This window comes from Rheinheimera sp. 1928-s (assembly GCF_029269265.1).
GTDB lineage: Bacteria > Pseudomonadota > Gammaproteobacteria > Enterobacterales > Alteromonadaceae > Pararheinheimera.
Window position 1 is genome coordinate 90,651 of record NZ_JARIXP010000007.1, and the last position, 25,277, is coordinate 115,927.

General features: G+C 46.1%; 22 protein-coding genes. 15 read left to right on the forward strand and 7 right to left on the reverse strand.

Features of this window, described 5'->3' with window-relative positions; translation table 11 throughout:
• Nucleotides 1–54 precede the first annotated feature (54 nt).
• Nucleotides 55–348, reverse strand: coding sequence for a hypothetical protein (locus P3C17_RS17210; RefSeq protein ID WP_300930588.1), 294 nt, complete (start codon nucleotides 346–348; stop codon nucleotides 55–57).
• A gap of 398 nt (nucleotides 349–746) precedes the next feature.
• Here P3C17_RS17210 and P3C17_RS17215 point away from each other — a divergent pair, with 398 nt between their 5' ends.
• From P3C17_RS17215 to P3C17_RS17245, 7 genes are all read left to right on the forward strand, one after another.
• The gene (locus P3C17_RS17215) at nucleotides 747–1,598 is read left to right on the forward strand and encodes a DMT family transporter (RefSeq protein WP_300930589.1); all 852 of its coding nucleotides are present in this window, start codon (nucleotides 747–749) and stop codon (nucleotides 1,596–1,598) included.
• Between the two features lie 263 nt (nucleotides 1,599–1,861).
• Nucleotides 1,862–2,380, forward strand: a complete 519-nt coding sequence (locus P3C17_RS17220; RefSeq protein ID WP_300930590.1) for a Rid family hydrolase — start codon at nucleotides 1,862–1,864, stop codon at nucleotides 2,378–2,380.
• 5 nt (nucleotides 2,381–2,385) lie between these two features.
• Nucleotides 2,386–3,204, forward strand: coding sequence for a DUF1349 domain-containing protein (locus tag P3C17_RS17225; RefSeq protein WP_300930591.1), 819 nt, complete (start codon nucleotides 2,386–2,388; stop codon nucleotides 3,202–3,204).
• Between the two features lie 173 nt (nucleotides 3,205–3,377).
• Nucleotides 3,378–4,652 (forward strand): HlyD family efflux transporter periplasmic adaptor subunit, encoded by a 1,275-nt coding sequence (locus P3C17_RS17230; RefSeq protein ID WP_300930592.1) that lies wholly within the window; start codon nucleotides 3,378–3,380, stop codon nucleotides 4,650–4,652.
• Nucleotides 4,653–4,689: 37 nt separating this feature from the next.
• Complete coding sequence (locus tag P3C17_RS17235) at nucleotides 4,690–5,394, forward strand: ABC transporter ATP-binding protein (RefSeq protein ID WP_300930593.1); 705 nt, start codon at nucleotides 4,690–4,692, stop codon at nucleotides 5,392–5,394.
• A gap of 9 nt (nucleotides 5,395–5,403) precedes the next feature.
• Nucleotides 5,404–6,714 carry an ABC transporter permease gene (locus P3C17_RS17240; RefSeq protein ID WP_300930594.1) on the forward strand — a complete coding sequence of 437 codons (1,311 nt, stop codon included), beginning with the start codon at nucleotides 5,404–5,406 and terminating at the stop codon, nucleotides 6,712–6,714.
• 10 nt (nucleotides 6,715–6,724) lie between these two features.
• Nucleotides 6,725–7,960: an FtsX-like permease family protein gene (locus P3C17_RS17245; protein WP_300930595.1), complete on the forward strand. Its 1,236-nt coding sequence runs from the start codon at nucleotides 6,725–6,727 to the stop codon at nucleotides 7,958–7,960.
• A gap of 131 nt (nucleotides 7,961–8,091) precedes the next feature.
• On the opposite strand, the gene P3C17_RS17250 is transcribed toward P3C17_RS17245, so the two are convergent.
• Together P3C17_RS17250 and leuE are read right to left on the reverse strand one after the other, a co-directional pair.
• A complete protein-coding gene (locus tag P3C17_RS17250) occupies nucleotides 8,092–8,745 on the reverse strand; it encodes a hypothetical protein (RefSeq protein WP_300930596.1) in 654 nt (217 codons plus the stop codon).
• Nucleotides 8,746–8,851: 106 nt separating this feature from the next.
• Nucleotides 8,852–9,499, reverse strand: coding sequence for a leucine efflux protein LeuE (leuE, locus tag P3C17_RS17255; protein WP_300930597.1), 648 nt, complete (start codon nucleotides 9,497–9,499; stop codon nucleotides 8,852–8,854).
• Between the two features lie 304 nt (nucleotides 9,500–9,803).
• Between leuE and miaB the strand changes: the two genes are divergently transcribed.
• From miaB to lnt, 5 genes are all read left to right on the forward strand, one after another.
• Nucleotides 9,804–11,231, forward strand: a complete 1,428-nt coding sequence (gene miaB, locus P3C17_RS17260) for a tRNA (N6-isopentenyl adenosine(37)-C2)-methylthiotransferase MiaB (protein WP_300930598.1) — start codon at nucleotides 9,804–9,806, stop codon at nucleotides 11,229–11,231.
• Nucleotides 11,232–11,303: 72 nt separating this feature from the next.
• On the forward strand, nucleotides 11,304–12,356 hold the full coding sequence (locus P3C17_RS17265) for a PhoH family protein (RefSeq protein ID WP_300930599.1): 1,053 nt from the start codon (nucleotides 11,304–11,306) through the stop codon (nucleotides 12,354–12,356).
• Nucleotides 12,357–12,359: 3 nt separating this feature from the next.
• Nucleotides 12,360–12,821 (forward strand): rRNA maturation RNase YbeY, encoded by a 462-nt coding sequence (gene ybeY / locus P3C17_RS17270; RefSeq protein WP_300930600.1) that lies wholly within the window; start codon nucleotides 12,360–12,362, stop codon nucleotides 12,819–12,821.
• Nucleotides 12,822–12,938: 117 nt separating this feature from the next.
• Nucleotides 12,939–13,817, forward strand: coding sequence for a transporter associated domain-containing protein (locus tag P3C17_RS17275; protein WP_300930601.1), 879 nt, complete (start codon nucleotides 12,939–12,941; stop codon nucleotides 13,815–13,817).
• Nucleotides 13,818–13,820: 3 nt separating this feature from the next.
• On the forward strand, nucleotides 13,821–15,350 hold the full coding sequence (lnt, locus tag P3C17_RS17280; RefSeq protein ID WP_300930602.1) for an apolipoprotein N-acyltransferase: 1,530 nt from the start codon (nucleotides 13,821–13,823) through the stop codon (nucleotides 15,348–15,350).
• A gap of 56 nt (nucleotides 15,351–15,406) precedes the next feature.
• Here lnt and P3C17_RS17285 read toward each other — a convergent pair whose 3' ends face one another.
• Nucleotides 15,407–17,107 carry an alkaline phosphatase D family protein gene (locus tag P3C17_RS17285; protein WP_300930603.1) on the reverse strand — a complete coding sequence of 567 codons (1,701 nt, stop codon included), beginning with the start codon at nucleotides 17,105–17,107 and terminating at the stop codon, nucleotides 15,407–15,409.
• A 252-nt stretch (nucleotides 17,108–17,359) separates the two neighbouring features.
• Here P3C17_RS17285 and P3C17_RS17290 point away from each other — a divergent pair, with 252 nt between their 5' ends.
• From P3C17_RS17290 to P3C17_RS17300, 3 genes are all read left to right on the forward strand, one after another.
• Nucleotides 17,360–18,847: a methyl-accepting chemotaxis protein gene (locus P3C17_RS17290; protein ID WP_300930604.1), complete on the forward strand. Its 1,488-nt coding sequence runs from the start codon at nucleotides 17,360–17,362 to the stop codon at nucleotides 18,845–18,847.
• Nucleotides 18,844–19,377, forward strand: a complete 534-nt coding sequence (locus tag P3C17_RS17295; protein ID WP_300930605.1) for a DUF6436 domain-containing protein — start codon at nucleotides 18,844–18,846, stop codon at nucleotides 19,375–19,377. The genes P3C17_RS17290 and P3C17_RS17295 overlap by 4 nt, the downstream gene beginning before the upstream one ends.
• Before the next feature lie 231 nt (nucleotides 19,378–19,608).
• Nucleotides 19,609–22,527 (forward strand): putative Ig domain-containing protein, encoded by a 2,919-nt coding sequence (locus P3C17_RS17300; protein ID WP_300930606.1) that lies wholly within the window; start codon nucleotides 19,609–19,611, stop codon nucleotides 22,525–22,527.
• Between the two features lie 73 nt (nucleotides 22,528–22,600).
• Here the strand turns inward: P3C17_RS17300 and P3C17_RS17305 are convergent, their stop codons facing one another.
• From P3C17_RS17305 to P3C17_RS17315, 3 genes are read right to left on the reverse strand one after another with little or no spacing between them, the layout of a single operon-like run.
• Nucleotides 22,601–22,987, reverse strand: a complete 387-nt coding sequence (locus tag P3C17_RS17305) for a DoxX family protein (RefSeq protein ID WP_300930607.1) — start codon at nucleotides 22,985–22,987, stop codon at nucleotides 22,601–22,603.
• A gap of 24 nt (nucleotides 22,988–23,011) precedes the next feature.
• Complete coding sequence (locus tag P3C17_RS17310) at nucleotides 23,012–23,419, reverse strand: ACT domain-containing protein (protein WP_300930608.1); 408 nt, start codon at nucleotides 23,417–23,419, stop codon at nucleotides 23,012–23,014.
• Nucleotides 23,420–23,436: 17 nt separating this feature from the next.
• A complete protein-coding gene (locus tag P3C17_RS17315; RefSeq protein WP_300930609.1) occupies nucleotides 23,437–25,251 on the reverse strand; it encodes a glycoside hydrolase family 3 protein in 1,815 nt (604 codons plus the stop codon).
• Between the last annotated feature and the right edge of the window lie 26 nt (nucleotides 25,252–25,277).

Genomic DNA, 25,277 nt, shown 5'->3' on the forward strand with positions numbered 1-25,277 from the left:
GTAGCTGCGTCCCAGCGAACGAAAGCGAGCGTCCTTGATGTGATTGTTATGTTCTTAATCATCCTTTGCCATTGCTCGCTTATAGCCATACCAACCTTCGATGTCACCTTCGATTTCAAAACGCGAGTTTATTGCTTTAAGAAAAGCTGTGTGCGCCTTTTCAGATGCAAGCATAAGTGTATCTTCTGTGTGATCCCCTTTGACGAAGTATTTACCATTATTCATGGAGCACTTATACATCCCAAATTGATCGACATCTGAGACGGCTCTATATAAGGTATAAACCTCTTCATGATCATCTGGCTCTGCTTCATCAAGCCATGCGTCAAAATCTGTAATTGTTGCCATGCTTGTTTCTCTCCTTTATTGAACATAACATTTGTATATTGTGCCGGCAGACTTTACCTAGTTATACCAGATCACAAGCCAGCGTTAATGAATTGATAAAGATTGATTAATCAAAACCAACTACTACAAGCTAGGAGCAAAAGCGTGCTGGCACATTAATACTTTTGTATGGCCTGTTATTTTTTTGCCGACTCCACACTAGGTTTCTAAATTAGAGTGTTTTTCCTTATTCAGCAACAAATAAATATGCCTGTTGACTTGTTCAAAGCGTGCCTGTTTTATGGTGACAGCAAATAGCACTGTGTATTCGTCACTATCTGTAAGCCCCCTAGTCCCGCTTTGCAACATCAAGACCTTAAGGAGTATACTGCGCGCCTCTTCGATGGATGTGATTTCTGATGCAACCCAATTTGCTGAAAGGCGCGTTATTGCTGTTACTGGCGGAAGCTTGTTTTGCTGGTATAGGCGCTTTAGTCAAACTGACCAGCGACAGTGCCAGCAATGCGCAGGTGGTATTTTTCCGCAACTTTTTTGCTTTGCTGGTGATGCTGCCCTGGCTTTGGGTGCAAGGCAAACAACTACTCTATACCCAACGCTGGTATCTGCATTTAAGCCGTTCCATTACCGGCATTATTTCGATGTACTGTTTCTTTTATGTCATCAGCCAACTGCCTTTAGCGCAGGCCATGGTGGTGCTGTTGATGTCGCCCTTTATAGTGCCACTGATAGCTAAATTCTGGTTAAAAGAAACCGCCAGCCGCCTAACCTTGTTCAGCATAGCTCTGGGGTTTGGTGGCGTGTTATTGGCTTTACCTGTAGCCAGCGGAGGCGGTGCATTTTATCTGTTTTTAATAGCGCTGCTGTCTGCTGTATTAGTAGCAGTCACCAAAACCACTATTCGTTATATGTCCGACACTGAACCCGCAGCTCGCATCGTCTTTTATTTTTCCTTGCTGACCGCCATTATCTCTTTTGTGCCCGTGCCTTTTTATTGGCAGGAATTGCCAGCTATAGCCTGGTGGGCCTTTGCGTTTATGGGTATTTTGGCCGCTATAGGCCAAATGGCGATGACCAAAGCTTATGCTTTAGCGCCTGCTTCTGATATTGGTATCTGGACTTACAGCTCAGTGATTTTTGCTGGTCTTTTTGGTTATTTATTCTGGTCAGAGCCTGTGACTATGAGCTGGTTTGCCGGTGTGGCCATCATCTTTTACGCTGGATATATCACGACCAGACAACGTTTATGGTAACCCCCCTTCGTACTTGAAGCTGCGGACTTTGTTGACTGCGCGCCTGTCTCCATCACGTGGCCCAGTCACATAGGTGAACTATGCTCCCGGGGTCTCAATCCCTTGTCGCCTCGCCGCATCATCAATTACTTTGGGCAGCCCTTCGCTCAGTCTTGAAGCTGCAGGCTTTTGTCCCGCATCTGCCACCATCTGTCCCAAATCAAAGATAAATGATCTGGAAAACACCTCAGACTGAACTTCGTTTTCACTCTATGAGGTGTTTTATGTCCGTTATAAAAACCACTCTGCTTAGCTTGACACTGTTAAGCACTGCGTTAATGGCTCAGTCTGTCGAAGAAGTTATTCCTACTGTGGATGGTTATGTCTATATCGACAGCGCCAATGCAAAAAAAGCCTACGAAGAATGGCATTACTCACCGGCACGCAGCTCCGGCGATTTGGTGTTTTTTTCAGGGGTTATTGCAGGAGCTCCGGTTGAGGGAGCAACACCTGAATTGTTTAAAAAGAATTTACGCCGGGCCTTTGGCAACCTGAATACTCTGTTGAAACAAGCAGGCCTTGGGCCAGAGCATGTGGTGAAAATAAATAGCTACCATCTGTTCAGAAGTCCGTTATTTAAAGGTACTAAAGAAGAACATATAGCAGCGGTCATGGCGGTCAAAGATGAGTTTTTTAAAGCACCTTACCCGGCATGGACAGCCGTTGGCGTTGCAGAATTATTTGCCGATCGGGGTCTGGTCGAAATTGAAATCATTGCACGTAAACCAGACTCGAAGGAGTGAAAACTATGAAATGGACCTTCGCACTGATGCTGGTAACTGCTGGCCTGCACGCTGAGCCGCTGTGGCAGGATCAGTTTGATTCCAACCAGAGCCTGTCGCATTGGCAGGTTTTGGAGCAGTTGGATGATAAAGATTTATTTCCGGTTCAAACCAAAAGCCTGATGATAAAAAACGGAGCTTTATGGTTTAAACCCGCAAAAAGCGGCTGGTTTAATGACGACGTAGCCCCTTTTATTTTCCGCGAAGTGACAGGTGATTTTGATGTACGTACCAGGCTGAAAGTCACAGGAGTGACAGGTGAGATGCCTCAATCCCTCTGGTCTTTAGCCGGACTCATGGTTCGTCAGAATATAAGCGCTGAACAAAAATTTGCAGGCCGTCATGAAAACTGGTTATTTATCAATACCGGAATAGCAGAAGTGCCTGGCCAGACGGTTTTGGAAAGCAAATATACGCTGAACAGCAAATCCAATTTACGTCTTCATCCGGCACAACAAGGCTGGGTGGAACTGCGTCTGGTAAGAGCTGGTTTTGCCTTTATCAGCTTATACCGCTATCAGGACAAGGATCCATGGCAACTGCTGGACAGATACTACCTGCAACAAATGCCGCCAACAGTACAAATCGGTTTTAATGGCTATACCGCCAGTGCAGGTGGACCTGAGGATTTAACATTGCAGGTGGATTACATCAAACTGATGCCACCCCAAGTAAAAATGTTCACAGGGAATCACGCCAAGGATTGGTATCAGAATGTCAGCAGCAACAGGCTGACAGACTTTGCTACTTCTAATGCAGAAGTGTTAAAACTTATCGGCAACTAATTATCTTCTATATCATTAAGTTAAAATGGGCTTGCTCTCTTTTCTGACCAAAAACAGAGCAGGCCTAAAATTTATTTTTATTCGCTTCAAACCTTTTTTCATCCTGCTACGACTCATTGGTAATAGCGGCATTTTTTGATGCCTGACCAAAGAGCTAAAATGCAGGAAAAACAATGAAAATAGCGGATACCAGCAGCCAGGATGAACGGCTGGCACCAAAAAAAACCACTAAAAAATTCTGGGTAGCAGGCTCCGTCAGCCTGCTTTTGGTCTTGCTGTTATGGCAGATTATCCCTGCGGCTCGCAGTTGGTCGCAGTCGGATATGTCGGTGTCTTTATCGCGCGTGCGACTGGATACAGTGAGAACAGCAGATTTTACCCGCGATATTTCAGCTCAGGGTCAGGTGGTCGCGGCGGTGAGCCCTAAACTGTACGCACCTGCTGAGGGCACCATCAGCTTATTACTCGACGCAGGTACTGAAGTTAAACAAGGGGACGTGCTGGCTATTATCGACAGCCCCGAGCTGAACAATAAACTGCTGCAGGAACAAGCCACCTTTTACAGCTTACAAACCAGCCACGACCGTCAAAAAATCTTAGCGAAAAAACAGCAACTGACCGACAAAAAAGCTGTGGATATAGCGCAAGTGACTTTAACCACAGCAGAGCGGGAAAAACGTCGCGCTGATCAGGGGTTTGACAAAGGTGTGATCAGCAAAATTGAACATGAAAAAGCACAGGACGATTTAGAAACCGCCAAATTGCAGCACCAGCACGCTGTGGAAGATGCCCGCCTGAATAAAGAAAACCTCGATTTTGAAGTACAAAGTCTGGCGCAACAGTTAGACCGCCAGCGTTTGCTGGTGGAAGACTTCCAGCGTCAGGTCAATGGCCTGCAGGTACTTTCTCCTGTGGATGGCTTACTGGGTAATCTGGCGGTAGAAAACAAAACTTATATCACCAAAAATCAGCTGATTTTATCTGTGGTCGATTTAAGCCAGTTTGAAGTGGAAATTGCCGTGCCCGAAAGTTATGCCAACGATTTAATCATTGGCTTGCCAGTGGAAGTCACAGCTGAGCAAAAGCTGTATATGGGCAAACTGGTGACAATTTCTCCTGAAGTGTTCGAAAACCAGGTCAAAGGTCGGGTGCGTTTTACCAAAGAAGCCCCTCCAGCCCTGCGTCAAAACCAACGTTTAAGCAGCCGTATTTTGCTGGAACACCGCGAAGGCGTCATGCAGGTGGCCCGAGGTCAGTTCCTTGACAGCAGTAACGGCAAATTTGCTTACAAGGTCGCAAATGGTATGGCCATCAAAACCCCTATTGAACTGGGAGCCCGCAGTCTGAACTCAGTCGAAATTCTGGCAGGGCTGCAACCAGGCGATCAAATCATCACTTCAGGCACCGATATTTTCGACGGCGCCAGCACAGTACAACTTAATAACTGAATAAATAATTAAGGCTAATAAGCCAGAGGGACTTGTTATGTTAACTATGAATAAAATCAGTAAATCCTTTATCACTGACGACGTGGTCACTCATGCGCTGCGTGATATCCAGCTGCATGTCAACGAAGGCGACTTTGTCAGTGTGACAGGCCCTTCAGGCTCAGGCAAAACCACTTTTTTAAATATTGCAGGTTTGCTGGAAACCAGCACCAGCGGTGAATACCTGCTGGACGGTGAAGATATAGCCAAACTAAACGACAGCGGCCGTTCCCGTATGCGTAATCAGAAGATAGGTTTTATTTTCCAAAGCTTTAACCTGATCCCGGATTTAAACCTGTTCGACAATGTGGATGTGCCTTTGCGCTACCGTGGCCTGAATACAGCGGAGCGCAGAAAACGTATTGAACACCATCTGGATCAGGTGGGGTTAGCATCGCGTATGAAACACCTGCCAAGCCAGCTATCTGGTGGTCAGCAGCAACGTGTGGCTATAGCTCGTGCTTTAGCAACATCACCTCGCTTTTTACTGGCGGATGAACCCACAGGTAACCTTGATAGCCAGATGGCACAAAGTGTGATGAGTTTGCTGGAAGACATCAATAAAGCCGGCACCACCATTTTGATGGTCACGCACGATCCAAGCCTGGCCGCCCGTGCTAAACGTCAGATTTATATCAAAGACGGCCATGTCAGCGAGCTAACCAATAAAAACTCTAACCTGCATGTGGTTGGCGAAGCTTAAGGAGCGGCTATGTTTTCTTATTATGTAAAGCTGGCTTACTTAAGCTGCAAACGCACCTGGGGCATGACGCTGTTGATGGTCTGCGCTATAGGTTTAGGTATTGGTGCCTCCATGACCACCATTACTGTGAACTACCTGATGTCGGCCAACCCTATTCCGCATAAAAGTGAGCAGCTGTTTTTTGTGCAAATGGATAGCTGGCAGCCAAACAACCCATACAACGACGACGGCGATGCACCGACTCAGTTAACCTACCGCGACGCCACTTACTTATGGCAAGCACAAAAAGCCAAACGCCAAAGTATTCAAAGCGGTATGGCGGCGGTGATTGAGCCTGCCGACAAAGAAGTGTTGCCTTTTATGGTGCAAGGCCGCGCCAATAGTGCAGATTTTTTCGCTATGTTTGATGTGCCTTTTTTATATGGCACTGGCTGGGATCATCAGGCTGATCTGAAAAAAGAACGGGTCATTGTGATCAATGCCGAACTGAATGAACGCCTATTTGGTGGCAAAGACTCCACGGGCCAGACAGTGCGTATGGCTGGTGAAGATTACAAAATTACTGGCGTGATGGACAGATGGAACCCTAAACCCAGATTTTACGATATCAGCACAGGCGCCTTTAACGACGTAGAAGAAGTCTTTGTGCCTTTTAGTTTAATTACCGAACAGAAATTCAGCCGTTCTGGCAATACCAACTGCTGGAAACCCACAGAATCAGGCTTTCAGGCCTTTTTAGACTCTGAATGTATTTGGGTGCAGTTGTGGGTGGAATTACCAACAGAGCAAGACAAAGACGCGTACTTCAGCTTTATGAATGCCTACGCTAAAGAGCAGCATCAATACGGCCGCTTTGCCCGCACCGACAACAACAAATTACGCGATGTGATGCAGTGGCTGGAATATGCCGAAGTGGTATCAGACGACGCCAGCATGATGATGGCGATGTCACTGATGTTTTTGTTGGTGTGTTTACTCAATACCGTAGGTTTATTACTGGCGAAGTTTTTAAGTAAAGCTTCGGAAATTGGCGTACGCCAGGCCTTAGGAGCAAGCCGTAATGACTTGTTTACTCAGCATTTAATCGAATCAGGCTGCATAGGATTGGCTGGCGGTTTATTAGGTTTGATCCTCGCCTTACTTGGGCTTGAAGCCATCAAAGTGATGTACGGCGACTGGATCCGCGATTTAGCTCAACTGGATTTGACCTTAGTGGCTATGGCTATTGGTTTAGCTATTGTCAGCGCTTTATTAGCAGGTTTGTATCCCACATGGCGTGCCTGTCAGGTACAGCCGTCCGTTCAGCTGAAAAGCCAATAAGGAGTTTGCCATGTTAGAACTATTAGCCCGATTGGAACTGGGCCCCATGTTCCGCGCTTTAATGCGCAATAAAATTGGTGCTTTGCTGATCGCCCTGCAAATCGCCCTAACCCTGACCATTATGGTGAACGCCATTTTTATGATGCAGGAACGTAGTCAGCAAATGGCCAGAGCCAGCGGTTTAGATGAAACCAATACTTTTTATCTGAGCAACACCGTTTTTGCGCAAGACTACAATCTGAAAACGGCTTTACAGCAGGACTTGCAGCGTATTCGTCAAACTCCAGGTGTAGTAGATGCCATCCAACTGAACGCTATTCCTTTAAGTGGCGGCGGCTGGTCGATGAGCCTGCAAACCAAAGCCGGTGATGATATTGAAGGCACAGGTTCTGCGGTTTACATGGTGGACGAGCACGGTATCAATGCTTTAGGCGTAGAGCTCATCGCAGGTGAAAACTTCCAAAGCTCAGATATCGGCTGGCGTGAAATAGGCAGTACCAAGTGGCCTGCTAAAACCATTATCACCAAGGCATTAGCAGAAGCTATGTTTGAAGGTGACTGGAAAAGCGCTTTAGGAAAAACTGTCTACATTGATAACCATCAGCCGATGCAAATCACGGGCATTATCAACACTCTGCAAGCACCATGGAATGGCTGGAATGGCGTAGAGCGCAGCATGCTGGTACCACAACAATTGGATGGCAAAGGCAGCCGCTTTTTTATTCGCACTGAGCCTGGTCGTCGTGACGAGTTAATGCCAGTGATTGAAAAAATGCTGGCCGAAAGCGACAGAGGCCGCATCATCCGTAATGTCACCAGCATGGAGCAAACCCGTGACGAAAGTTATCAGGAGCATCAAGCCACCAACACTATTTTGCTGACCGTCATTATTGTGCTAACGCTGATCACAGGCTTTGGCATTGTTGGCCTGGCTATGTTTAGCATTAACAGACGCACCCGCCAAATCGGTACACGCCGCGCTTTAGGCGCCAGTCAGTGGCAGGTGATGCGCTACTTTATGCTGGAAAACCTGCTGATAAGCTTCGCTGGTGTAATGTTGGGCGCAGCAGGAGCTGTAGGGTTAAATATCTGGCTGGTCGCCACTTTTAGTATGAGCCCATTAAGCCCGGTCTTGCTGGTGATTGGCATAGTGGCATTGTTGATAGTAGGTCAGTTGGCAGTCAGTTATCCGGCCTTAGTCGCCTCAAAAATTTCGCCAGCTACGGCCACAAGAGGACGGGCGTAGACCTGCTGTAACGACTCCCTGGTAAGTAAACAGTTACCAACCTTTCCCTCAGCTTTTTTGTCCTTCGGCTGAGGGATTTTTGTTTTTATTCAATACCAGAACCTCTGGCATCAAAAGCAGGTTTAAAGCACCTAGCGCAAATTCAAAGGTTTTCCTGATATTGAAGAAATAATCAGGCCGTAATAAATTCCATCTTCATTGATAATGCGTAAAGTCCCACCCTGACTCACAGTTTTCATTGCTTCACTTGACGATAAAAAATCCAGAGCTTTGTTCACCGACTCCTTGTCTCCAGCCTGAAAAAGCAGACCACACAATTTATCCGAGCACTGAGCTTCCTCTAAAAAAAACTTTTTGTCCTGATAACCATCAGCAACAGCGGTCAATTTCTCTCTTATTTCTGCTGCAGCTGAGGCGTTTGCCGTATCCAGCAGGCCTCGAATTAAACTTCTGGTTTCATCAACGCTTGTGTTATCTAAAGACTTGGTATCCAGATAAACCTCACCAGCTTGCTCTGTCAGCAGAGTATCCAAAGTTCCGACCTGAGGATCAATAAAGGCTTCCGGTGCGGCTCCTTTTACAGCTTCGATGACTGGCGCATTTTGCCCCCTTTCTTGCGTCTCTGGCGCTGCGGTCTCTAACGGCTTTATGTCGGTGTCTGAGCCTGAATGCTCTGGTACAGCTTTAACAACAGGCTGTTTAACCTCTTCAACGCCGGCATACGTATTCAGGAAAAGATACAAACAAGCCACCACAAAGAGCACACTGCAAATCATCCTTTTCATCAACACTATGTCCTTATCATGATCTAAAAATAACAGGAACAGCCCTACAATTCGTTCCTTTATAGCAAACATCAGAACGCTAATTCAACAGTATTCAAAGCAGGCTCTACGCCAAAGCCAATCTCACCGCAAAGCCGGTAAATAATAGCCCTAACACTAAATTCCCTGCTTGCCCTGCTTTGGGTTGGCCTTTGAAAAAGCTGGCTATGGCTGCTCCTGCGTAGACTAAAGTGGTCAGGTAGAGCAGGCTGATTATTTCCAGTACCACGGCCAGCACCAGATAAGGCACCCAGTTGGGGTTAAAGCCGGAGTCGATAAACTGGATAAAAAATGACAGGAAAAACAAAATGGCTTTGGGGTTAGTCAGGCTTAATAACAACGACTTACGGAATACTGAAGCGCAGGTCGCTGCAGCAATAACTGGTGGTGCTTGTGTGTCGGTGCTGGCATTGGGCTGACGCAAACTCAGCAAAATTTGTACACCTATATAAAGCAAATAGGCGGCACCTAAGTAACGTATCCAGCGGAACAACTCTGGTGACGCTAACAACACAGATGCAAGGCCAAGGTAGGACAGTAAAATTAAAGTCGCATCACCCAATAGTACTGCTGCAAGCGCACTCCAGGCGTGCTTTGGTCCCTGCACTATGCTGGTTTTCAGCACAAACAGACTATTAGGCCCCGGCATCAATATGATCACTACCACACCGGCCAAAAAGGTCCAAAACTGAATCACACCAAAGCTTTCCATCATTATCCTCTGAGCAGCAATTTTACTGGCTCTGCGCTGTTAGTTATCTCTAAATATTATCAGGCCAACGGCTTATAAAAGTCACTGCAATTTAGCGGGGAAACTGATAAAACCCAGCGAAAACGAGTCACTGCAAGCAACTTCGCATCAGACTATGCTGCAAAAGTTACTTTGCCGATTTTTTAAGTTCGATTTAAAAGGTCACAAATCCCCTCGCAGCCGATCCACTGCTGGCACTTCAAGCCCTACTAGGATAAAATGCGCGTCCTTTTTCTTGGCGTTAACTTTTTTACGGGCTACAACACAAATGGGCAAAAAGCTGCACATTAAGACCTGGGGCTGCCAGATGAACGAATACGATTCATCCAAAATGGCAGACCTGCTGGATGCAACTCATGGCTACACTCTGACTGAAGATGCTGCTGAAGCGGACGTGATCCTGCTGAACACCTGCTCTATTCGTGAGAAGGCTCAGGAGAAGGTATTCCATCAGTTAGGTCGCTGGCGTCCGCTGAAAAAGAAAAACCCGGATTTGATTATTGCAGTCGGTGGTTGTGTGGCTTCGCAGGAAGGCAAAGCCATTCGTGAGCGCGCGCCTTATGTTGATATCGTATTCGGACCACAAACTTTGCATCGTTTGCCTGAAATGATTAACTCAGTGCATGGCAACAAATCACCAGTGGTCGACGTGTCCTTCCCGGAAATCGAGAAGTTTGACCGTATGCCAGAACCAAAAGCTGATGGCCCTACGGCTTTCGTGTCTATTATGGAAGGCTGTTCTAAGTACTGTACTTTCTGCGTGGTGCCTTACACTCGTGGCGAAGAAGTCAGCCGTCCGCTGGATGACGTCTTACTGGAAATTGCCCAGTTGGCTGAACAAGGTGTACGTGAAGTCAACCTGTTGGGTCAGAACGTGAACGCCTACCGTGGTGCAACTTTTGATGGTGAAATCTGCCATTTCTCTGAGTTACTGCGTTTAGTTGCTGCCATTGATGGTATTGACCGTATTCGTTACACCACGTCGCATCCTGTTGAATTTACAGACGATATTATCGAAGTGTACCGAGATGTGCCTGAGCTGGTCGATCATCTGCATTTACCTGTGCAATCCGGTTCAGACCGTATTCTGGCGCTGATGAAACGTAACCATACAGCCATCGAATACAAATCGAAAATTCGAGCACTGAAAAAAGTACGACCGAATTTATGTATGTCGTCTGACTTTATTATCGGCTTCCCTGGTGAAACTGCCGAAGACTTCGAAGCCACTATGGACCTGATCAAAGCCATGAACTTTGATATGAGCTTCAGCTTTATCTACAGCGCCCGCCCTGGTACTCCAGCGGCCGATTTACCGGACGATGTATCGGAAGATGAGAAAAAACAACGTCTGTATCTGCTGCAAGACCGTATTAACCAGCAGTCATTACAAATTGCCCGTGCTATGCTCGGCACTGAACAACGTATTCTGGTCGAAGGCCCGTCGAAAAAAGACATTATGGAGCTGACCGGACGTACGGAAAACAATCGGGTGGTGAACTTTGAAGGTTCGCCAGATATGATTGGCCAGTTTGTAGATATTTTAGTGACTGATGTCTTTACCAACTCGTTAAAAGGTAAAGTGATCCGCACTGAAAAAGAGATGGATTTACGTCGTGAAGTATCGCCACAGCAAATTCTGGCGGCTAAAGCGGCAAAAACAGACGAATTGGGAGTGGCAACTTTTACTCCTTAGTTAAAAACAGCATGCTGAGGCCAGCATCAAAACTGGCCTCTATGCGTTACCTACTGAAAAGAGATAAAACTTTTGGATAACCCCATCACCAGTTTAGAATTTTCTCTCTCCCCTTTTGAACCTCAGCGCCTGGCTTTTTTATGGGGCCCCTTTGACGATAACTTACGTCAGATTGAACGCAGGTACCGTGTGCAGGTGTCCTACCGCGATAACCAGTTGCGTTTAGTGGGCTTAACTGAGCAACTTGAGCCGGTAAAACAAATCATCGAATCTCTGTATGGCGAAACTGCTAATGCGCAGGGCAAAGCTGTGCCTTTAAGCCCGGAGCAGGTGCATCTTGTGATCCAGCAACAGCATCAGGACCCCACAGAGCAGCAGTTTGACGAAGAACAGGTCAGCATTAAAACCAAAAAAGGTGCAGTCAAAGGCCGCAACGCCAATCAAAGTGCTTATGTGCGTAATATTCAGCGCCACGACGTAACTTTTGGTATTGGCCCTGCCGGTACAGGCAAAACCTATTTGGCTGTGGCTTGTGCGGTCGACTCGCTGGAAAAAGGCGAAGTGCGTCGTATAGTTCTGACCCGCCCAGCGGTGGAAGCCGGTGAAAAGCTTGGCTTTTTACCCGGTGATTTAGCGCAGAAAGTCGACCCATACTTACGACCTTTGTACGACGCTTTATTTGAAATGTTAGGTTTTGAAAAAGTAGAAAAATACTTAGAACGTGGGGTGATTGAAATCGCGCCTTTAGCTTATATGCGTGGCCGTACTTTAAGTGATGCTTTTATTATTCTGGATGAAAGCCAGAACACCACAGTGGAACAAATGAAGATGTTCCTGACCCGTATTGGTTTTAATGCCAAAGCGGTGATCACAGGCGATATCACCCAGGTGGATTTACCCCGAGGCCAGTATTCAGGCTTAAAGCATGCGATGGATGTGTTGTCTGAAGTGCCCGATCTGAGCTTTAACTTCTTTAAAGCCAAAGACGTGGTGCGTCATCCTGTGGTGCAAAAAATTGTCATGGCGTACGAAGCGTTTGAAGAGAAAAAGCAACAAGCGCTTGAAGTTGAAAAGCTGGCAGCAAAACAAGCCGCCAAAGATGCAGCCAACACGAGTAAAGAATAAAACATGAGCATTACCCTGGATTTACAGCTGGCAAGCGAAGCGCAAAACCTACCATGCGAAGCTCAATTTCAGCTCTGGCTGGAAGCCGCTATTTTGCCTTTTCAGGAGATAGCAGAAGTCACAGTGCGTATTGTGGATGAAGCAGAAAGCCAGCAATTAAACTTTGATTACCGTGAAAAAGATAAACCCACCAACGTACTGAGCTTCCCTTTTGAGCTGCCACCAGGTGTGGAAGAATTGCCATTATTAGGTGATTTAGTGATTTGTGCCCAGGTGGTTGCTGCAGAAGCGAAAGAACAAGGCAAAGAATTACATCATCACTGGGCTCATATGGTGGTGCATGGCTGCTTGCATTTATTAGGCTTTGACCATATAAATGACGCAGATGCCGAGCAAATGGAAGCAGAAGAAATTCTGATTTTGCAGCAACTGGGTATAAAGAACCCTTATATTTTAGAAGATTAACTGGTATTTTAATTTCTTGCGTACCTGAAGCTGCAGCTTGGTTGACTTTAAACTCTCGCCGCAACTCATTTTACTTTGGGTATTTTCTTTTTCACTATTTGGAGCTTAAGTTCACTCATGGGTGACGACCATTCCCACTCTAGTCGGGGTTCTGCCGCCAAATCATGGCTGGAGCGTATAGCCGCGATTTTTACCGCAGAACCACAAGATTTATCTGATCTGGTTGAAGTGATCAATGAAGCGGCCATGCGCAAGCTGATTGATAACGACACTCAAAGTATGTTGCAGGGTGTTTTGGATGTATCCAAAATGCGAGCCCGCGACATTATGGTGCCCCGCTCTCAAATGGCCACCATTAACATTGACCAGTCCCTCGAACAAATGATGCCGCTGCTGCTGGAGAATAACCACAGCCGTTATCCTGTGGTCAATGAAGACAAAGACCATATCGAAGGCATACTGCTGGTGAAAGACTTACTGCAGCACAGCTTACAAGGCAACACCGAATGGAGTTTGCGTGATTTATTACGCCCTGCTGTGATCATTCCTGAAAGTAAAAGAGTGGATGCTTTACTGAAAGAGTTTCGTCAGAAGCGTTACCATATGGCCATAGTGGTCGATGAATACGGTGGTGTGTCTGGCCTTATTACTATTGAAGATATCCTTGAACAAATTGTCGGCGAAATCGAAGACGAACACGACGATGAAGAAGATGTGGATATCAAAAAAATGGCCAGCCATGTCTATCAGGTCAGCGCTTTAACCCCTGTGGACGAGTTTAACGAAAGTTTCGGCACTACTTTTGATGAAGAAGAAGCTGGCACTATAGGCGGTATAGTACTGCATGCCTTTGGCCATATGCCGGAAAAAGGTGAAACCATTGAACTGCAAAACCTGACCTTTAAAGTCAGCAAAGCCAATAGCAGACGTCTGGTGCAGCTGCAGGTTATTCGCGCTAAAACTGCCACAGAAACTGCAGCGTTACAGAAGGACTAACTTTTGCTGTTGTCAAAAACCTGCTGGTTTCCAGCCCTGCTTTTAGCAGGGCTGGGTGCATTAAACACCTTAGCTTTTGCCCCTTTTACTTACCATATGTTGCCACTGCTGACCTTATCCGTGCTGGCGTATTGCCTGCTGCAGGCGCAAAGTCCAAAACAGGCGGCCTTTTTTGGTTATGCCTATGGTTTGGGCTGGTTTGGTGTAGGCATTAGCTGGGTGCATGTCAGTATCGCTACTTTTGGTGGCATGCCGTTGATTGCCAGTCTGGCCATTATGGCAGTGCTGATAGGTTATCTGGCGCTATTCCCTGCCCTTGCCATATGGTTTAGCTGGCGTTTTCGAGGCAATTTCTGGTACCCGCTGCTGTTGGCCTCCAGCTGGTTTATTGCTGAAAATATTCGTTCCTGGTTCTTAACTGGTTTCCCCTGGTTGTCTGTAGGTTATAGTCAAACCGATGGCTGGATGGCCCCTTGGGCACCACTGATAGGCGAAACCGGCATCAGCTTTTTAATGCTCTTAATAGCAGGTAGTGTCGCTGTTGCTTTGCATCGTAAGTTATGGGTTTGGCCCGTTATAGCAGCCATAGTATTGATCGTCAGCCCAGCTCTGAGCACAATCAAAGGCTGGCAAGAGACTGGCGAGCACGTAAACGTTGCTTTAGTGCAAGGCAATATAGCGCAGGATTTACGCTGGGATCCAGAGCAAGAAGCCATCACTATGCGCAAGTATATGGAGCTGAGCCGCCCACATCTGAACGCCGATATTATGATTTGGCCTGAAGCTGCTATTCCACAACTTGAGCCTTTGGCTTTGGCGTATTTGTTTAATCTGGATATGCTGGCCGCAGAAAACAATACGGCAGTAGTCACAGGCATTCTGGATTACAAAGAAAACGGTGATGCTTATAACGGCATGATCGTCTTGGGGAAATTTTCTAAAGAGGCCACGGGCGGCGATTACAGATATAGCACCAGCAACCGCTATCAAAAACACCACTTATTGCCTGTTGGTGAATTTGTACCTTTTCAGGATGTACTGAAACATGTGGCTCCGCTGTTTAATCTGCCGATGAGTTCATTTAGCCGTGGTGATTGGCTGCAGCCTAATTTACAAGCCAATGGTTATGCATTGCTGGCTGCTTTGTGTTTTGAAATCGCCTTCCCACGCCAGATGATTGCCAACTTTGATGACAACACTCACTTTCTGCTAACCGTCAGTAACGACGCCTGGTTTGGTGCCTCTATTGGCCCACATCAGCATTTAGAAATAGCCAGGATGCGTGCACTGGAATTAGGCCGCCCGCTGCTTCGTGCCACCAATAACGGCATTACAGCCGTGGTGACTGCGGATGGCAAAGAGCTAAGCCGTTTACCACAGTTTGAGGAAGCTGTGTTAACAACTGAAGTACCGCTGGTACAAGGCCGTACTTTATACAGCCTGTGGAGCGACTGGCCTTTGCTTGTTATCAGTTTATGCTGTGTTGGACTGTTAAGTTTCAGACGATACCAGTTGGCGAAGCAAACGAAGTGAAGCGACTCTGCTAGACAAAGCCACCTTGCGGTGGCTTTGTTGTTTTTAAAGACAACTTAAAGCTTATAGCTCTTCTGACGTCCCAAGCTGGTCTGATACACAACTTTGGTGATGTCATCGACAAAAAACCACTGCGCATCTATTTGCTCTTTGCCAAAAGACACCAGCAAATACCCGCGCTGATGTAAATTGCAGTACTCCAGCTCGTTGATCAGTTGAGGCAATACCGAGGCTAAATGCTCTACCTGAGCGGTATTCAGCTTCAGATAGGTTTCAATACCAGGAGAACTGACTGAAGGTGTAGCCAATTCTATGCCCACTTTATTACCTTGCTGATCATGTAAAGTCGAAGCCCAGGCGTTATGGGTATCGCCCGCCAGTACCACCAGTTGTTTGTTCTGTTGCTGCGCTGTCTTATAAATCAACTCCCGCTCGTATGGATAACCATCCCAGGCGTCCAGGTTGTAAGCCACTAAAGACTCAATACGTTTTTTGTCTTGTGCACTAAGACTGCTATCCCCTGACGCAACACGCTGCTTTAACGCCGTTAACTGAGCTATTTTGTCGACCAACTCAGGCCCAGGTTTAGAAAATGCCGACAGCAATTCTGAGGGAAACATCATCTTCGCCATCAACACCTGCAGCCCCAGCACCTGATACTGGCCTTTAGAGCGCATCAACTGAGTTTGCAACCATTGCTGTTGTTTTTGCCCAAGCAAAGTACGGTTTGGATTGGTTAAATCAGCGGTAAAACGCTGAGTATCGAAGACTCCGGTTTTTTCATCTGTGTAATGCTTATATTCCAGTTGCAGGTTACGACCTTCAATCCGGGTGTCGAGCATATGCAAATCGACTAAATCACCAAAGGCAAAACTACGACATAAACTTTGTTGCTGGCCTGACACCAGGGGCCGTATTGGCATCCACTCGTAATAGGCCTGCAGCGCGTTTAGTTTACGAGTCTGATAATCCCCTTCATTGGGCTGATGGTTTTCGGCTCCATCAGTCCAGGCGTCGTTGGTAATTTCATGGTCGTCCCAAACACAAATAAAACTATGGCTGGCATGAGCTTGCTGCAAATCTTTGTCGCTGCGGTATAAAGCATAGCGGTTACGATAATCAGTCAAGCTGATAATTTCACCCTGATTATCGGCGGCTAAAGCGCGGCCTAATTCAACAGAGCGCTCTGTAGCATAACCACCTTGCTCGTACTCGTAGATGTAATCACCTAAATGCAATACCGCGTCCAATTGCTGTTGTGCCACTTGCTGATACACATGGAAATAACCAGCTGGATAATTGGAGCAAGACAACACGGCAAAACGCACCTGAGACACAGATCCTACAGGCAAAGTTTTACCATGCCCGACGGCGGATACCGTATTGCTGTCACTAAAACGATAATAATAACTACGGCCGGGTAACAAACCACTTAAATCGACCTTACAGCAATAATTGGCTTCTTTACGCGCCAGACAAAGCTGCTGATGCTTTACTGCAGAAAAATCTGCATTTTCACTGACTTCCAGTAGCAACTGCACTGAATCCGGCTGTTGTTCAGGTGTCACTTTAGTCCATAAAATCAGGCTATCGGTTAAAGGGTCACCACAAGCAACACCATGTAAAAACTGGATTGGACCACTGTTTTTTGCGGTTTTAACTGCGCTGCTGCAGCCAAACACACTGCTGCTTAACCATGCAGCGCCGGTAAAAAAAGCGCTGTTTTTAAGAAAATTGCGTCTGTTCAAGTTGGCCATAGTTCCTCCAAAAAGAAACTATTCTGAATTGCCATGATGATTTTTTGATGACGAAAAACAGTCATCGACTACACTTCGTCTATCCGCAGTTGGCATTCAACTCAGTCAGTGATCCAAGGCGGTTAAACTACGTATGAGGACGCCTGTCTTTAGAAAAGTATTTTTCTTAAACTCCAAATATCCATTCAAGTGCAGGACGCAATTGTAGTCACAGAAACGGCAAGCCAGGCTTGCGGTTGAAACGAGGTCTTTATGCACATTTATCCATTCCGCCAGCAAGCTTTTCGAATTATGAACAGTATCAATCTGGTGCTGATGTTGCTGGCATTAGCTTTGGCGAGCTGGCATCAAAGCTGGGGAGCGGCGTTATTGATTGGCCTGCCCGCTTTGATTGTGCCTTTTGTGTTGTACAAAACCTTAAGAGATCACCGCCTGTCGCGCATTGCTTTTGGTGTATCTTTTATGCTGTTTTGCGCCTTGCACATTCATCAGTCTAATGGTGTGACTGAGCTGCACTTTGGTATTTTTGTATTGCTGGCCGTGCTAAGCGCCTTTCGTGACTGGATGGTGATTGCAGTAGCAGCTGGCACTATTGCTGTGCACCATTTGTTATTTGCCTACCTGCAAACCCAGCACAGCGCTGTATTTTTAGTACCGGCTCAGGATGCAACCTTTAGCAACGTACTGGTGCACGCGGCTTATGTAGTGGTGGAGTCTGCTGTACTTATTATCATCACACTAAATTCTTACAAAGAAGCTATGGTGGGGTTGGCGTTTTCAGAGACTACCAAAGAGTTAGTTGCAGACCCTGCCCATATTAATTTAACTGTGCGTTGCCCTGATATCCGTTCCCGCCTTGTACAACAATTTAATCAGGCACTGGATGGCATTCAGCACACAGTACAAACCATTAACCAGTCTGTGGCTTTGCTGCATACAGAAAGCGCGCATTTGTCTGACGATGGTCAACAACTGCTGTCGGGAATGAATGAACAAAACACGCAGGTCAAACGTATAGCCGCTGCTTCTGAAGAAATGGCACAAAGTATTCAGGCGCTGGGCGAACTGGCAGCAGCAGTATTGAGTGCAGCTAAACAGGCAGAACTTAGCTCAGTATCTGGTAAAGGATCGGTGGACCAAACCATAGCGGCTATCTCGACTTTGGCGGTGACCTTGCAGGACGCCGGACAAAAAGTGGATAGCATGGCGTTATCCAGCAAAGAGATCACCACTGTACTTGAAGTGATTAAAAGCATTGCTGAACAAACCAATCTGCTGGCTTTAAATGCTGCCATCGAAGCGGCACGGGCCGGTGAACAAGGCCGGGGTTTTGCAGTAGTGGCTGATGAAGTTCGTACTTTAGCAGGCCGCACACAACAATCTACAGAGCAAATTCAGCGCATGATCCAAACCTTAAATGAAGCCAGTCAGAGCTCTGTAAAATCCGTGCAACATTGCTTAAGTCAGGTTGACCATACCGTCAGTTTGGCGAAACGCAGTGATGAGTTATTGAATATCATCACAGGCGAGGCACAGTCTGTAGCCCGCTCAGCCGATATTATGGCGGGCTCTTTAGAACAACAACGCCATGCAAGCGCTGAGATGGCGCAAGGTGCACAGTATCTGAATGACAGTGCGGCGGCTCAGATGCAGCGCAGCGAAAAAGTGAAACAAAGCACAACCCAAATCGAACAGGTGGCCAACCAGTTGGCTATTGAAGCCAACAGATTCAGTAGTTGAAACAACAACGAATGACCCTTCGGGTGAAAGCTGCGGTTGTGCTGATTATGCTTTGGGTAGCAGGCAGCGCAGCAGCTTTTTATTGGTTTTTCTTAGGTCATTATGGTGTATTTGATGAGCAAGGTTTGTGGCAACAACAGCCACTTCTGCCAAAGCAAGTACAAATCAAACTAAGCCATCAGCTGTTGTCAAACAGCCTTTGGCAAGCGATTTTGATCAGTGACTCCAGCTGCAACTGCAGCTCTTTTGCCAAAGAGCATCTGCAGAGGATCCAACAACGTCAGCCTGATTTGGCTGTCAAAGAACTGGAATTGGATGAAGCCAAAGCACTGGGACTGGACATAATAGCCGCACCGCTATTATTACTGTTTCAAAATCAACAACTGATTTACGCCGGCCCTTTAGCCACAGATTTGCTGTGCAGTGATAATGCCAGTCTGCTGGATGGCATTATCAATGGTACTACCCAATTGCCCGGCTTTTGGCTAAATGGTGAAAGCACAGCCTGCAGGTGCTTAACTATCCCCTGATACAGACAAACGCGCGGCGACCTAAGAAACAATTTTACCTGCAAGAAAAACAAAATCTTTTTATTAATAAGGTAAACACTACAAAACCACAGAAAAACAAAGTAAAAACAGGAAAATAAGAAACAAAAAAGTAAAATTAAATAAGCCTGAAATTGATTTTTTTACGTATTAAACTGTATGATTTCTAGTATCTGAACCTCATTATTTTATTAACTACAAGGAAGTGTATAAATGTCACGCCTCTCATCTCTGGCATGCGCTGTTGCTATTGCTTTGTCTAGTCAATTATCGGCTTTTGAAATCCCGTTGTATGAACAAATTTCTGCAAACGCAGTTCAGGCCGAAAGCCCGGAAGCAATCACTATTTCTGAAGAAGCTACTGAGCAGGAAGGTCTTCTGCATCTTGCGAATAGTCTGACTTCTGCGACAGATCTGACAGTTGCATTCAGCCCGTACGGTTTTTCGTTAATAAGACAAACGGGAGACCAACTTACAGAGCTAAAAGAATATAGCTTGCAGGACTTAGAACTGAGCAGCTTGCAGCATGTCACTATGAGTGCTGATGGCTCCACATTATTTGTCTTTCAATACAGCCAGGTCGTTGCTTACTCTGTAGCACTGGACGGCACGCTGACAAAATTAGCTACAAGAAATAGTTATTACTATAACCAATATCGAATGGATGCAAGCAGCAGCTATATCGAGACTGGCTATGCCTCTTCTAATATAAATATTTCTGTTCACAGCTTTGATAAAGCAACTGGCAGTTTTGTCACTTCATCCACACTACTCCCGTCAGGTGATCAACGATTTGCTATATATGATGAAACCAAAGCTGTATTAGTTGTTGGTTATTACGATTATAGCTCGTCTGACAGTGTAGTAAGAACCTATAAAGCGGACTCTTTAGGGCAACTGAATCTGGTTTCTCAAGTCTCGGTCAATGAAGTTCCATATCAGCAAAATGTGGCTTATATAAAAGACTCAGGTAATCTTTTGCTGATGGGGTATTCCGGCACACAATTACAAGTGGCTAATGACGGCTCTTTGCAGCAAATTACCGCTAACAATTCTGTACTTCCTGAGAATTACCCAAGTAAATCGGTATTCTCCGGAAATACGCTTTATGTTAGTTATGGTGACAGAATACAAGCATTTAGTTTCAGCGGTACCGCAATTACAAAGGTCGAAACACTTTCTGATCCATCCATCAGGGATATAACGGCATTAAATGGTAGCTTCGCCAGCTTGCAAGAAAACAGCCTGAGTTTTTATCCTCAAGGTCTGAACAGCTCAGAAAAAGTAACGCTTAAACGTGGTCAGCAAAGTTTGTCTTTACTGCCGTTATATGCGAGCGTTGGCGATAGTATCATGTTGAATGACAATTACTTTTTCAGAGCCTCCGACGAAGAAGCTGAGTTGTATAAAAAAGAAGCTGATGGAAAAATCAAGTCACTAAAGTTCTTTGAAAACACTGAATTTTATCCTGAAGGTAATTACTGGCATCCAGGAACTGTGCACCAACACAGTGACACAACCATTCTTGCTGTTCGTAACTCAAAAGTGCGCTTCTTCACTTTTGATCGAAGTAACGAAACGCTGACCCAAACTGCAGAAATAGAGTTAAACAGCAAGCTGTCAGATATTAACCAATTTACAAGCATTGAATATGCTAAAGTTTTTGGTTCCAACTTGCTGATAAAAGCCAATAATAAACTGCATCTGTTTAGTATTGGCAATAACACCTTAACCTATCTGGATACCGCCGCTGCCGGAATTAATGGCTTCACCGAATTGCCAGACCTGGCAAGTACCACAGAAATGAATGGTCACCTTTTGGTCCATAATATTTACACTGGTACAGTGCAGGAGTTCAGTGTAGTCAATAATAAGTTGAAGCAACGTGATCTCTTCACCGCGCCACAACCCAATTCTTATATTACACAATTAAGATTTGTTTCAGGTCAGGTACATGCACAGGTCAATTCAACTCTGTACGTCTATAAAGAAATAGCTGGTCAGTTCAGATTATTGTCGCTCAATAACCTGCCAAATCAGAGTATTTATTATCTGGATGACAGATTAGTTTTAATCCCTGAAGATGGTTTCAGTGTGAAAATTGCCAAGCTGGATTTGGAATCTGGTATTGCGGTAGAACAACACACCATGGATTTTGCTGACTATCTGAATTTACGTCATGCCTTTATGCTGGGGCAACATCTTTATTTGGAAGCCAACTACACCCCTCTCACTTTAAAACGTTATCTGGTGAACAGAGCTCCGGATCTGACCCAAATCCAAGCCCCAATGCAGTTTAACCAAGGGGTAAGTTACAGCATTGAATTAACCTCTCTTATTCAGGATGCTGATGCCAACGATACACTGAGCTTTTCTTTAGTGAACGCAGTGACAGGTATTACAGTCACTGAACAAGGTACTTTGACTTATGACGGTAGCCCTTTATCTGCCAGTACAGTTATTGTCAGAGCAACAGACAACACAGGTCTTTACTCTGATATAACTCTGGCCTTCGATCACAATAAAGCACCAGCCTTGGCTCAAGCTTGGATTGCGCCAGTACTCAATCAGAACAAAGCTTTTGTATTGGATTTAAACGAATACTTTGCCGACCCTGAAGGTTCGGTATTAAGCTATGAAATCACTTCAACAGCAAATCTGACAGTGACGACTAAAGGTATTGTCAGCGGAACTATCGCCTCAGGGCAAGTTCATCAGTTGACAGTAGTAGTCAAAGACAGCAAAGGAGCCACCAGCTCTCATACGCTGGATTTAAGTGTGAATGCAGCCCCTGTATTATCAGGTTCAGGAAACCTGACCATGTCTACAGATGAGACAGTGTCCATTAATCTGACCAGCTTATTCACTGATGCGGAAGGACAAAGTATCAGCTTCAGTGCAAGCAGCTTACCTGCAGGGTTAACTCTGTCCGGCAGCACCATTTCTGGCAAAGTGACGACAGCAGGCTCCTTCAGCACTCTGATCACTGCCACAGACAGTGCAGGCGCAACCTCACAAACGACGTTAAACTTTGTAGCAACTGAACCTAAAAGTTCTGGTGGTAGCTCAGGCTGGATTTCAGTCTTTGCTTTAATTGCATTAGCTTTAAGTCGCCGTTTCAGAAAAGTTTAAGGTGTTATAAATATCAAAGGGCTTCAGCTGAAAATATCGCTGAAGCCCTTTTTTATAAGCTTAGGATGCTAAATTAACGCCGTGACGGCCAGTGATGCACAGCCACAGATAACAACACTAGTATCAACAAAGCACTGAATTCTGAGCCGTTACGGCCAGGACCTACCACAAACCAGCCGACTTTGGCATGCAAAATTGCGATACCTGTAGCGTAAATGCCAACATAGCCCAGACACACCAAAGTGACATAACGGTTGAGTGCCAGAAACAAAGTGCCGATGATTTCAAAGGCCGTAATAGCGACTGCTATTAATATTCCCATGGGCCAGCCCTGATTATCCAGCCACTGACCAAAGGGTTCGACGCCTCCGGTTAAGGCTCTGTGCCAGCCGTGTGCGCCTATTAATCCGGCCAGTGCCAGTCGTAAGGTACCCCAGCCAAATAGTTGTTGTAATGACATACCATCTTCCCAGATTTAGTTTTTTTATTGAATTTTACTTTGCTGCAGCTGTTGTAAGGCTTGCATCGCTGCTTCTGCCTGATGCACAGGCACCAGAATATGATCATGAAAAGCGCCGGCAAATACATTACAACTTAAGCCTGAAGCGGCCAACGCTGTAGAAAACGCAGCTGTTAAGCCCACAGCTTCCAGATCTGAAAACACCGTCAGACTGATCCAACGCGCCCTGAACAAAACATCCAACTGATACTCCGTCGCCTGCTGTTCTGTCAGCACTAAGGTCAGACCTTCTTTTTCTTTAAAGGTGGCCAAAGGCAAAGGACCGTGCCAGCTTTTGTCCAAAGGCCAAATACAATACACATACACCTCTGGTTCCAACGTTGGCTGCATGGTACTCAGCAACTGATCCAGAGCTTGAATTGCCACTGTCATTGTTGATCCTCACTCCGTTATTTTAATAACACTGGCAACTGGCCCACAGATTTCACTTCCCCCAGTAAAAATCCAATCACCGCATCATAAGCTGGCCCTGAAAATGGTCGCTCTGCAGTTTGAGGTTTCTGATTATAGCTATAGGTAGCCAATCGTAAGTCTGCACTGTTGGCAAAATCACTCAGCTCGTAAGGGGTGCGTAAAGACACCATCACAGTTTTTTTGCCTGCAGCTTTAGCTTGTTGTAACAGCTCAACTAACACCTTTTTTTGCTCTGTCACTGTTAGTTTCATCGCAGGTAAAGCCTGTAAGTCAGCCAATACACCCAACTCGGCTGCGCTTTGAGCTGGCGAAATCAGTGAACCTAACACCAGATCAGCCTGAGCTATCTGCTGTAAAGCCAGCTTTTGCTCAAAAGAAGTTAAATCACTACAAGTGACTGACTTCGCTTTTATTCCCCACCCGCTTAACGCCTGCATCCAGCTTTGGCATTTGGTTTGATCAGGCGCAATCAGGTGTAGTTTTAAAGCGGAAAGATTAAGTGGTAACTGTAATTTATTTGTACCAACCTGCGTCAGGCTTGCCTCTGCCAGTTGTCGCTCCAATTGCAGATCATGCTCTAAACGTGTGGTATCAGGTAAAGACGTCTGTGCCGGGCTGGCGTTAAGCTGCTGGCGCAATCTGGTGATCCGCTGGGCTGATTGGGCTATTTCAGTGCTGTTTAACTGGCCTTGTTGTACCGCCAGCACCACTTGATCAATAAGCCTTGCCAAAGCCGCCATATCGGCAAGCGTTTTTATTTCATAAGGCATCAGCGCTATATCAGCACCAGCCGCAAACGTTTGGATCACAGCTTCCGAGGGGGTAAAAAACTGACTGATGCCCGCCATATTCAGTGCATCGGTAATAATGATGCCATTGAAGCCCATGTCCTCACGTAACAAGTCCGTAAGAATGGCACGGGATAAAGTGGCAGGTTTAATCAGCGCCTCACCGGATTTGCTGGTTAAACTGCTGTTATCCAACGCAGGGTACTGAATATGAGCTGTCATCACCATCGCAGGCTGATGCAGTTTTATCAGTTGACGAAATGGATACAAATCCACAGCTTCGACTGTGACTTTGTCATGCTCAACCAAAGGTAAACCTGTGTGGCTGTCAACATGAGTGTCACCATGTCCAGGAAAATGTTTAATGGTGCCTAAGACGCCCGCCTGTTGCATGGCATCCAGCATAGCGCCACCCGCCGCTGCTACAGCGACAGGGTTATCGCCAAAAGAGCGGGCATTAATCACAGGGTTAGCCGGATTATTATTCACATCCAGGCTGGGAGCGAAATTTAAGTTAATACCAAGCGAGCTTAATTGCTGCGCTATAGATCGGCCAACAGCAGTGGCATAGCTGTTGCCAGACCTTGCCAAAGTGGCCCCTATAGCCATATTACCGGCAAAGGCAGGAAACTCGTGAGTCGGTAGACGAGCCACACGACCGCCTTCCTGATCAATACCTATCAGCAGCGGTAAACCATCGCTGCTGGCCGCTTGCAAATCAGCAGTTAAACGGCGAATTTGGTTTTTATCTTTTAAGTTATTGGCGAATAAGATCACCCCGCCTAAATGCAGCTGCTGTATAGCCTCGGCAAATTCTTTGGGTAATTCAGTCAAGTCGGTTTTGCATTGTGCTGATGAGCCTTCAGCGCAAAAGTGGCGCAGGTCGATCATGAGTTTTTGTCCGATCTGACGGCGTAACTCTTGTTGCTCCAGTGATTTTTGTCCCACACAACCTCCTGCACTTAACGTCATTACTGCCAGCAGCAGTGCATATTGTTTCATCTTGTCACCACATTCTGAGTTTATCT

What these genes read in the sequence shown, in the direction of transcription:
- P3C17_RS17245 (WP_300930595.1), top strand. Translation starts at nt 6,725, where the DNA reads ATGTTAGAACTATTAGCCCGATTGGAACTGGGCCCCATGTTCCGCGCT.
- leuE (WP_300930597.1), bottom strand. Translation starts at nt 9,499, where the DNA reads ATGATGGAAAGCTTTGGTGTGATTCAGTTTTGGACCTTTTTGGCCGGT.
- P3C17_RS17285 (WP_300930603.1), bottom strand. Translation starts at nt 17,107, where the DNA reads ATGGCCAACTTGAACAGACGCAATTTTCTTAAAAACAGCGCTTTTTTT.
- P3C17_RS17210 (WP_300930588.1), bottom strand. Translation starts at nt 348, where the DNA reads ATGGCAACAATTACAGATTTTGACGCATGGCTTGATGAAGCAGAGCCA.
- P3C17_RS17290 (WP_300930604.1), top strand. Translation starts at nt 17,360, where the DNA reads ATGCACATTTATCCATTCCGCCAGCAAGCTTTTCGAATTATGAACAGT.
- P3C17_RS17235 (WP_300930593.1), top strand. Translation starts at nt 4,690, where the DNA reads ATGTTAACTATGAATAAAATCAGTAAATCCTTTATCACTGACGACGTG.
- P3C17_RS17315 (WP_300930609.1), bottom strand. Translation starts at nt 25,251, where the DNA reads ATGAAACAATATGCACTGCTGCTGGCAGTAATGACGTTAAGTGCAGGA.
- P3C17_RS17240 (WP_300930594.1), top strand. Translation starts at nt 5,404, where the DNA reads ATGTTTTCTTATTATGTAAAGCTGGCTTACTTAAGCTGCAAACGCACC.
- P3C17_RS17300 (WP_300930606.1), top strand. Translation starts at nt 19,609, where the DNA reads ATGTCACGCCTCTCATCTCTGGCATGCGCTGTTGCTATTGCTTTGTCT.
- P3C17_RS17220 (WP_300930590.1), top strand. Translation starts at nt 1,862, where the DNA reads ATGTCCGTTATAAAAACCACTCTGCTTAGCTTGACACTGTTAAGCACT.
- P3C17_RS17225 (WP_300930591.1), top strand. Translation starts at nt 2,386, where the DNA reads ATGAAATGGACCTTCGCACTGATGCTGGTAACTGCTGGCCTGCACGCT.
- P3C17_RS17310 (WP_300930608.1), bottom strand. Translation starts at nt 23,419, where the DNA reads ATGACAGTGGCAATTCAAGCTCTGGATCAGTTGCTGAGTACCATGCAG.
- miaB (WP_300930598.1), top strand. Translation starts at nt 9,804, where the DNA reads ATGGGCAAAAAGCTGCACATTAAGACCTGGGGCTGCCAGATGAACGAA.
- P3C17_RS17215 (WP_300930589.1), top strand. Translation starts at nt 747, where the DNA reads ATGCAACCCAATTTGCTGAAAGGCGCGTTATTGCTGTTACTGGCGGAA.
- ybeY (WP_300930600.1), top strand. Translation starts at nt 12,360, where the DNA reads ATGAGCATTACCCTGGATTTACAGCTGGCAAGCGAAGCGCAAAACCTA.
- P3C17_RS17230 (WP_300930592.1), top strand. Translation starts at nt 3,378, where the DNA reads ATGAAAATAGCGGATACCAGCAGCCAGGATGAACGGCTGGCACCAAAA.
- P3C17_RS17275 (WP_300930601.1), top strand. Translation starts at nt 12,939, where the DNA reads ATGGGTGACGACCATTCCCACTCTAGTCGGGGTTCTGCCGCCAAATCA.
- P3C17_RS17250 (WP_300930596.1), bottom strand. Translation starts at nt 8,745, where the DNA reads ATGAAAAGGATGATTTGCAGTGTGCTCTTTGTGGTGGCTTGTTTGTAT.
- P3C17_RS17305 (WP_300930607.1), bottom strand. Translation starts at nt 22,987, where the DNA reads ATGTCATTACAACAACTATTTGGCTGGGGTACCTTACGACTGGCACTG.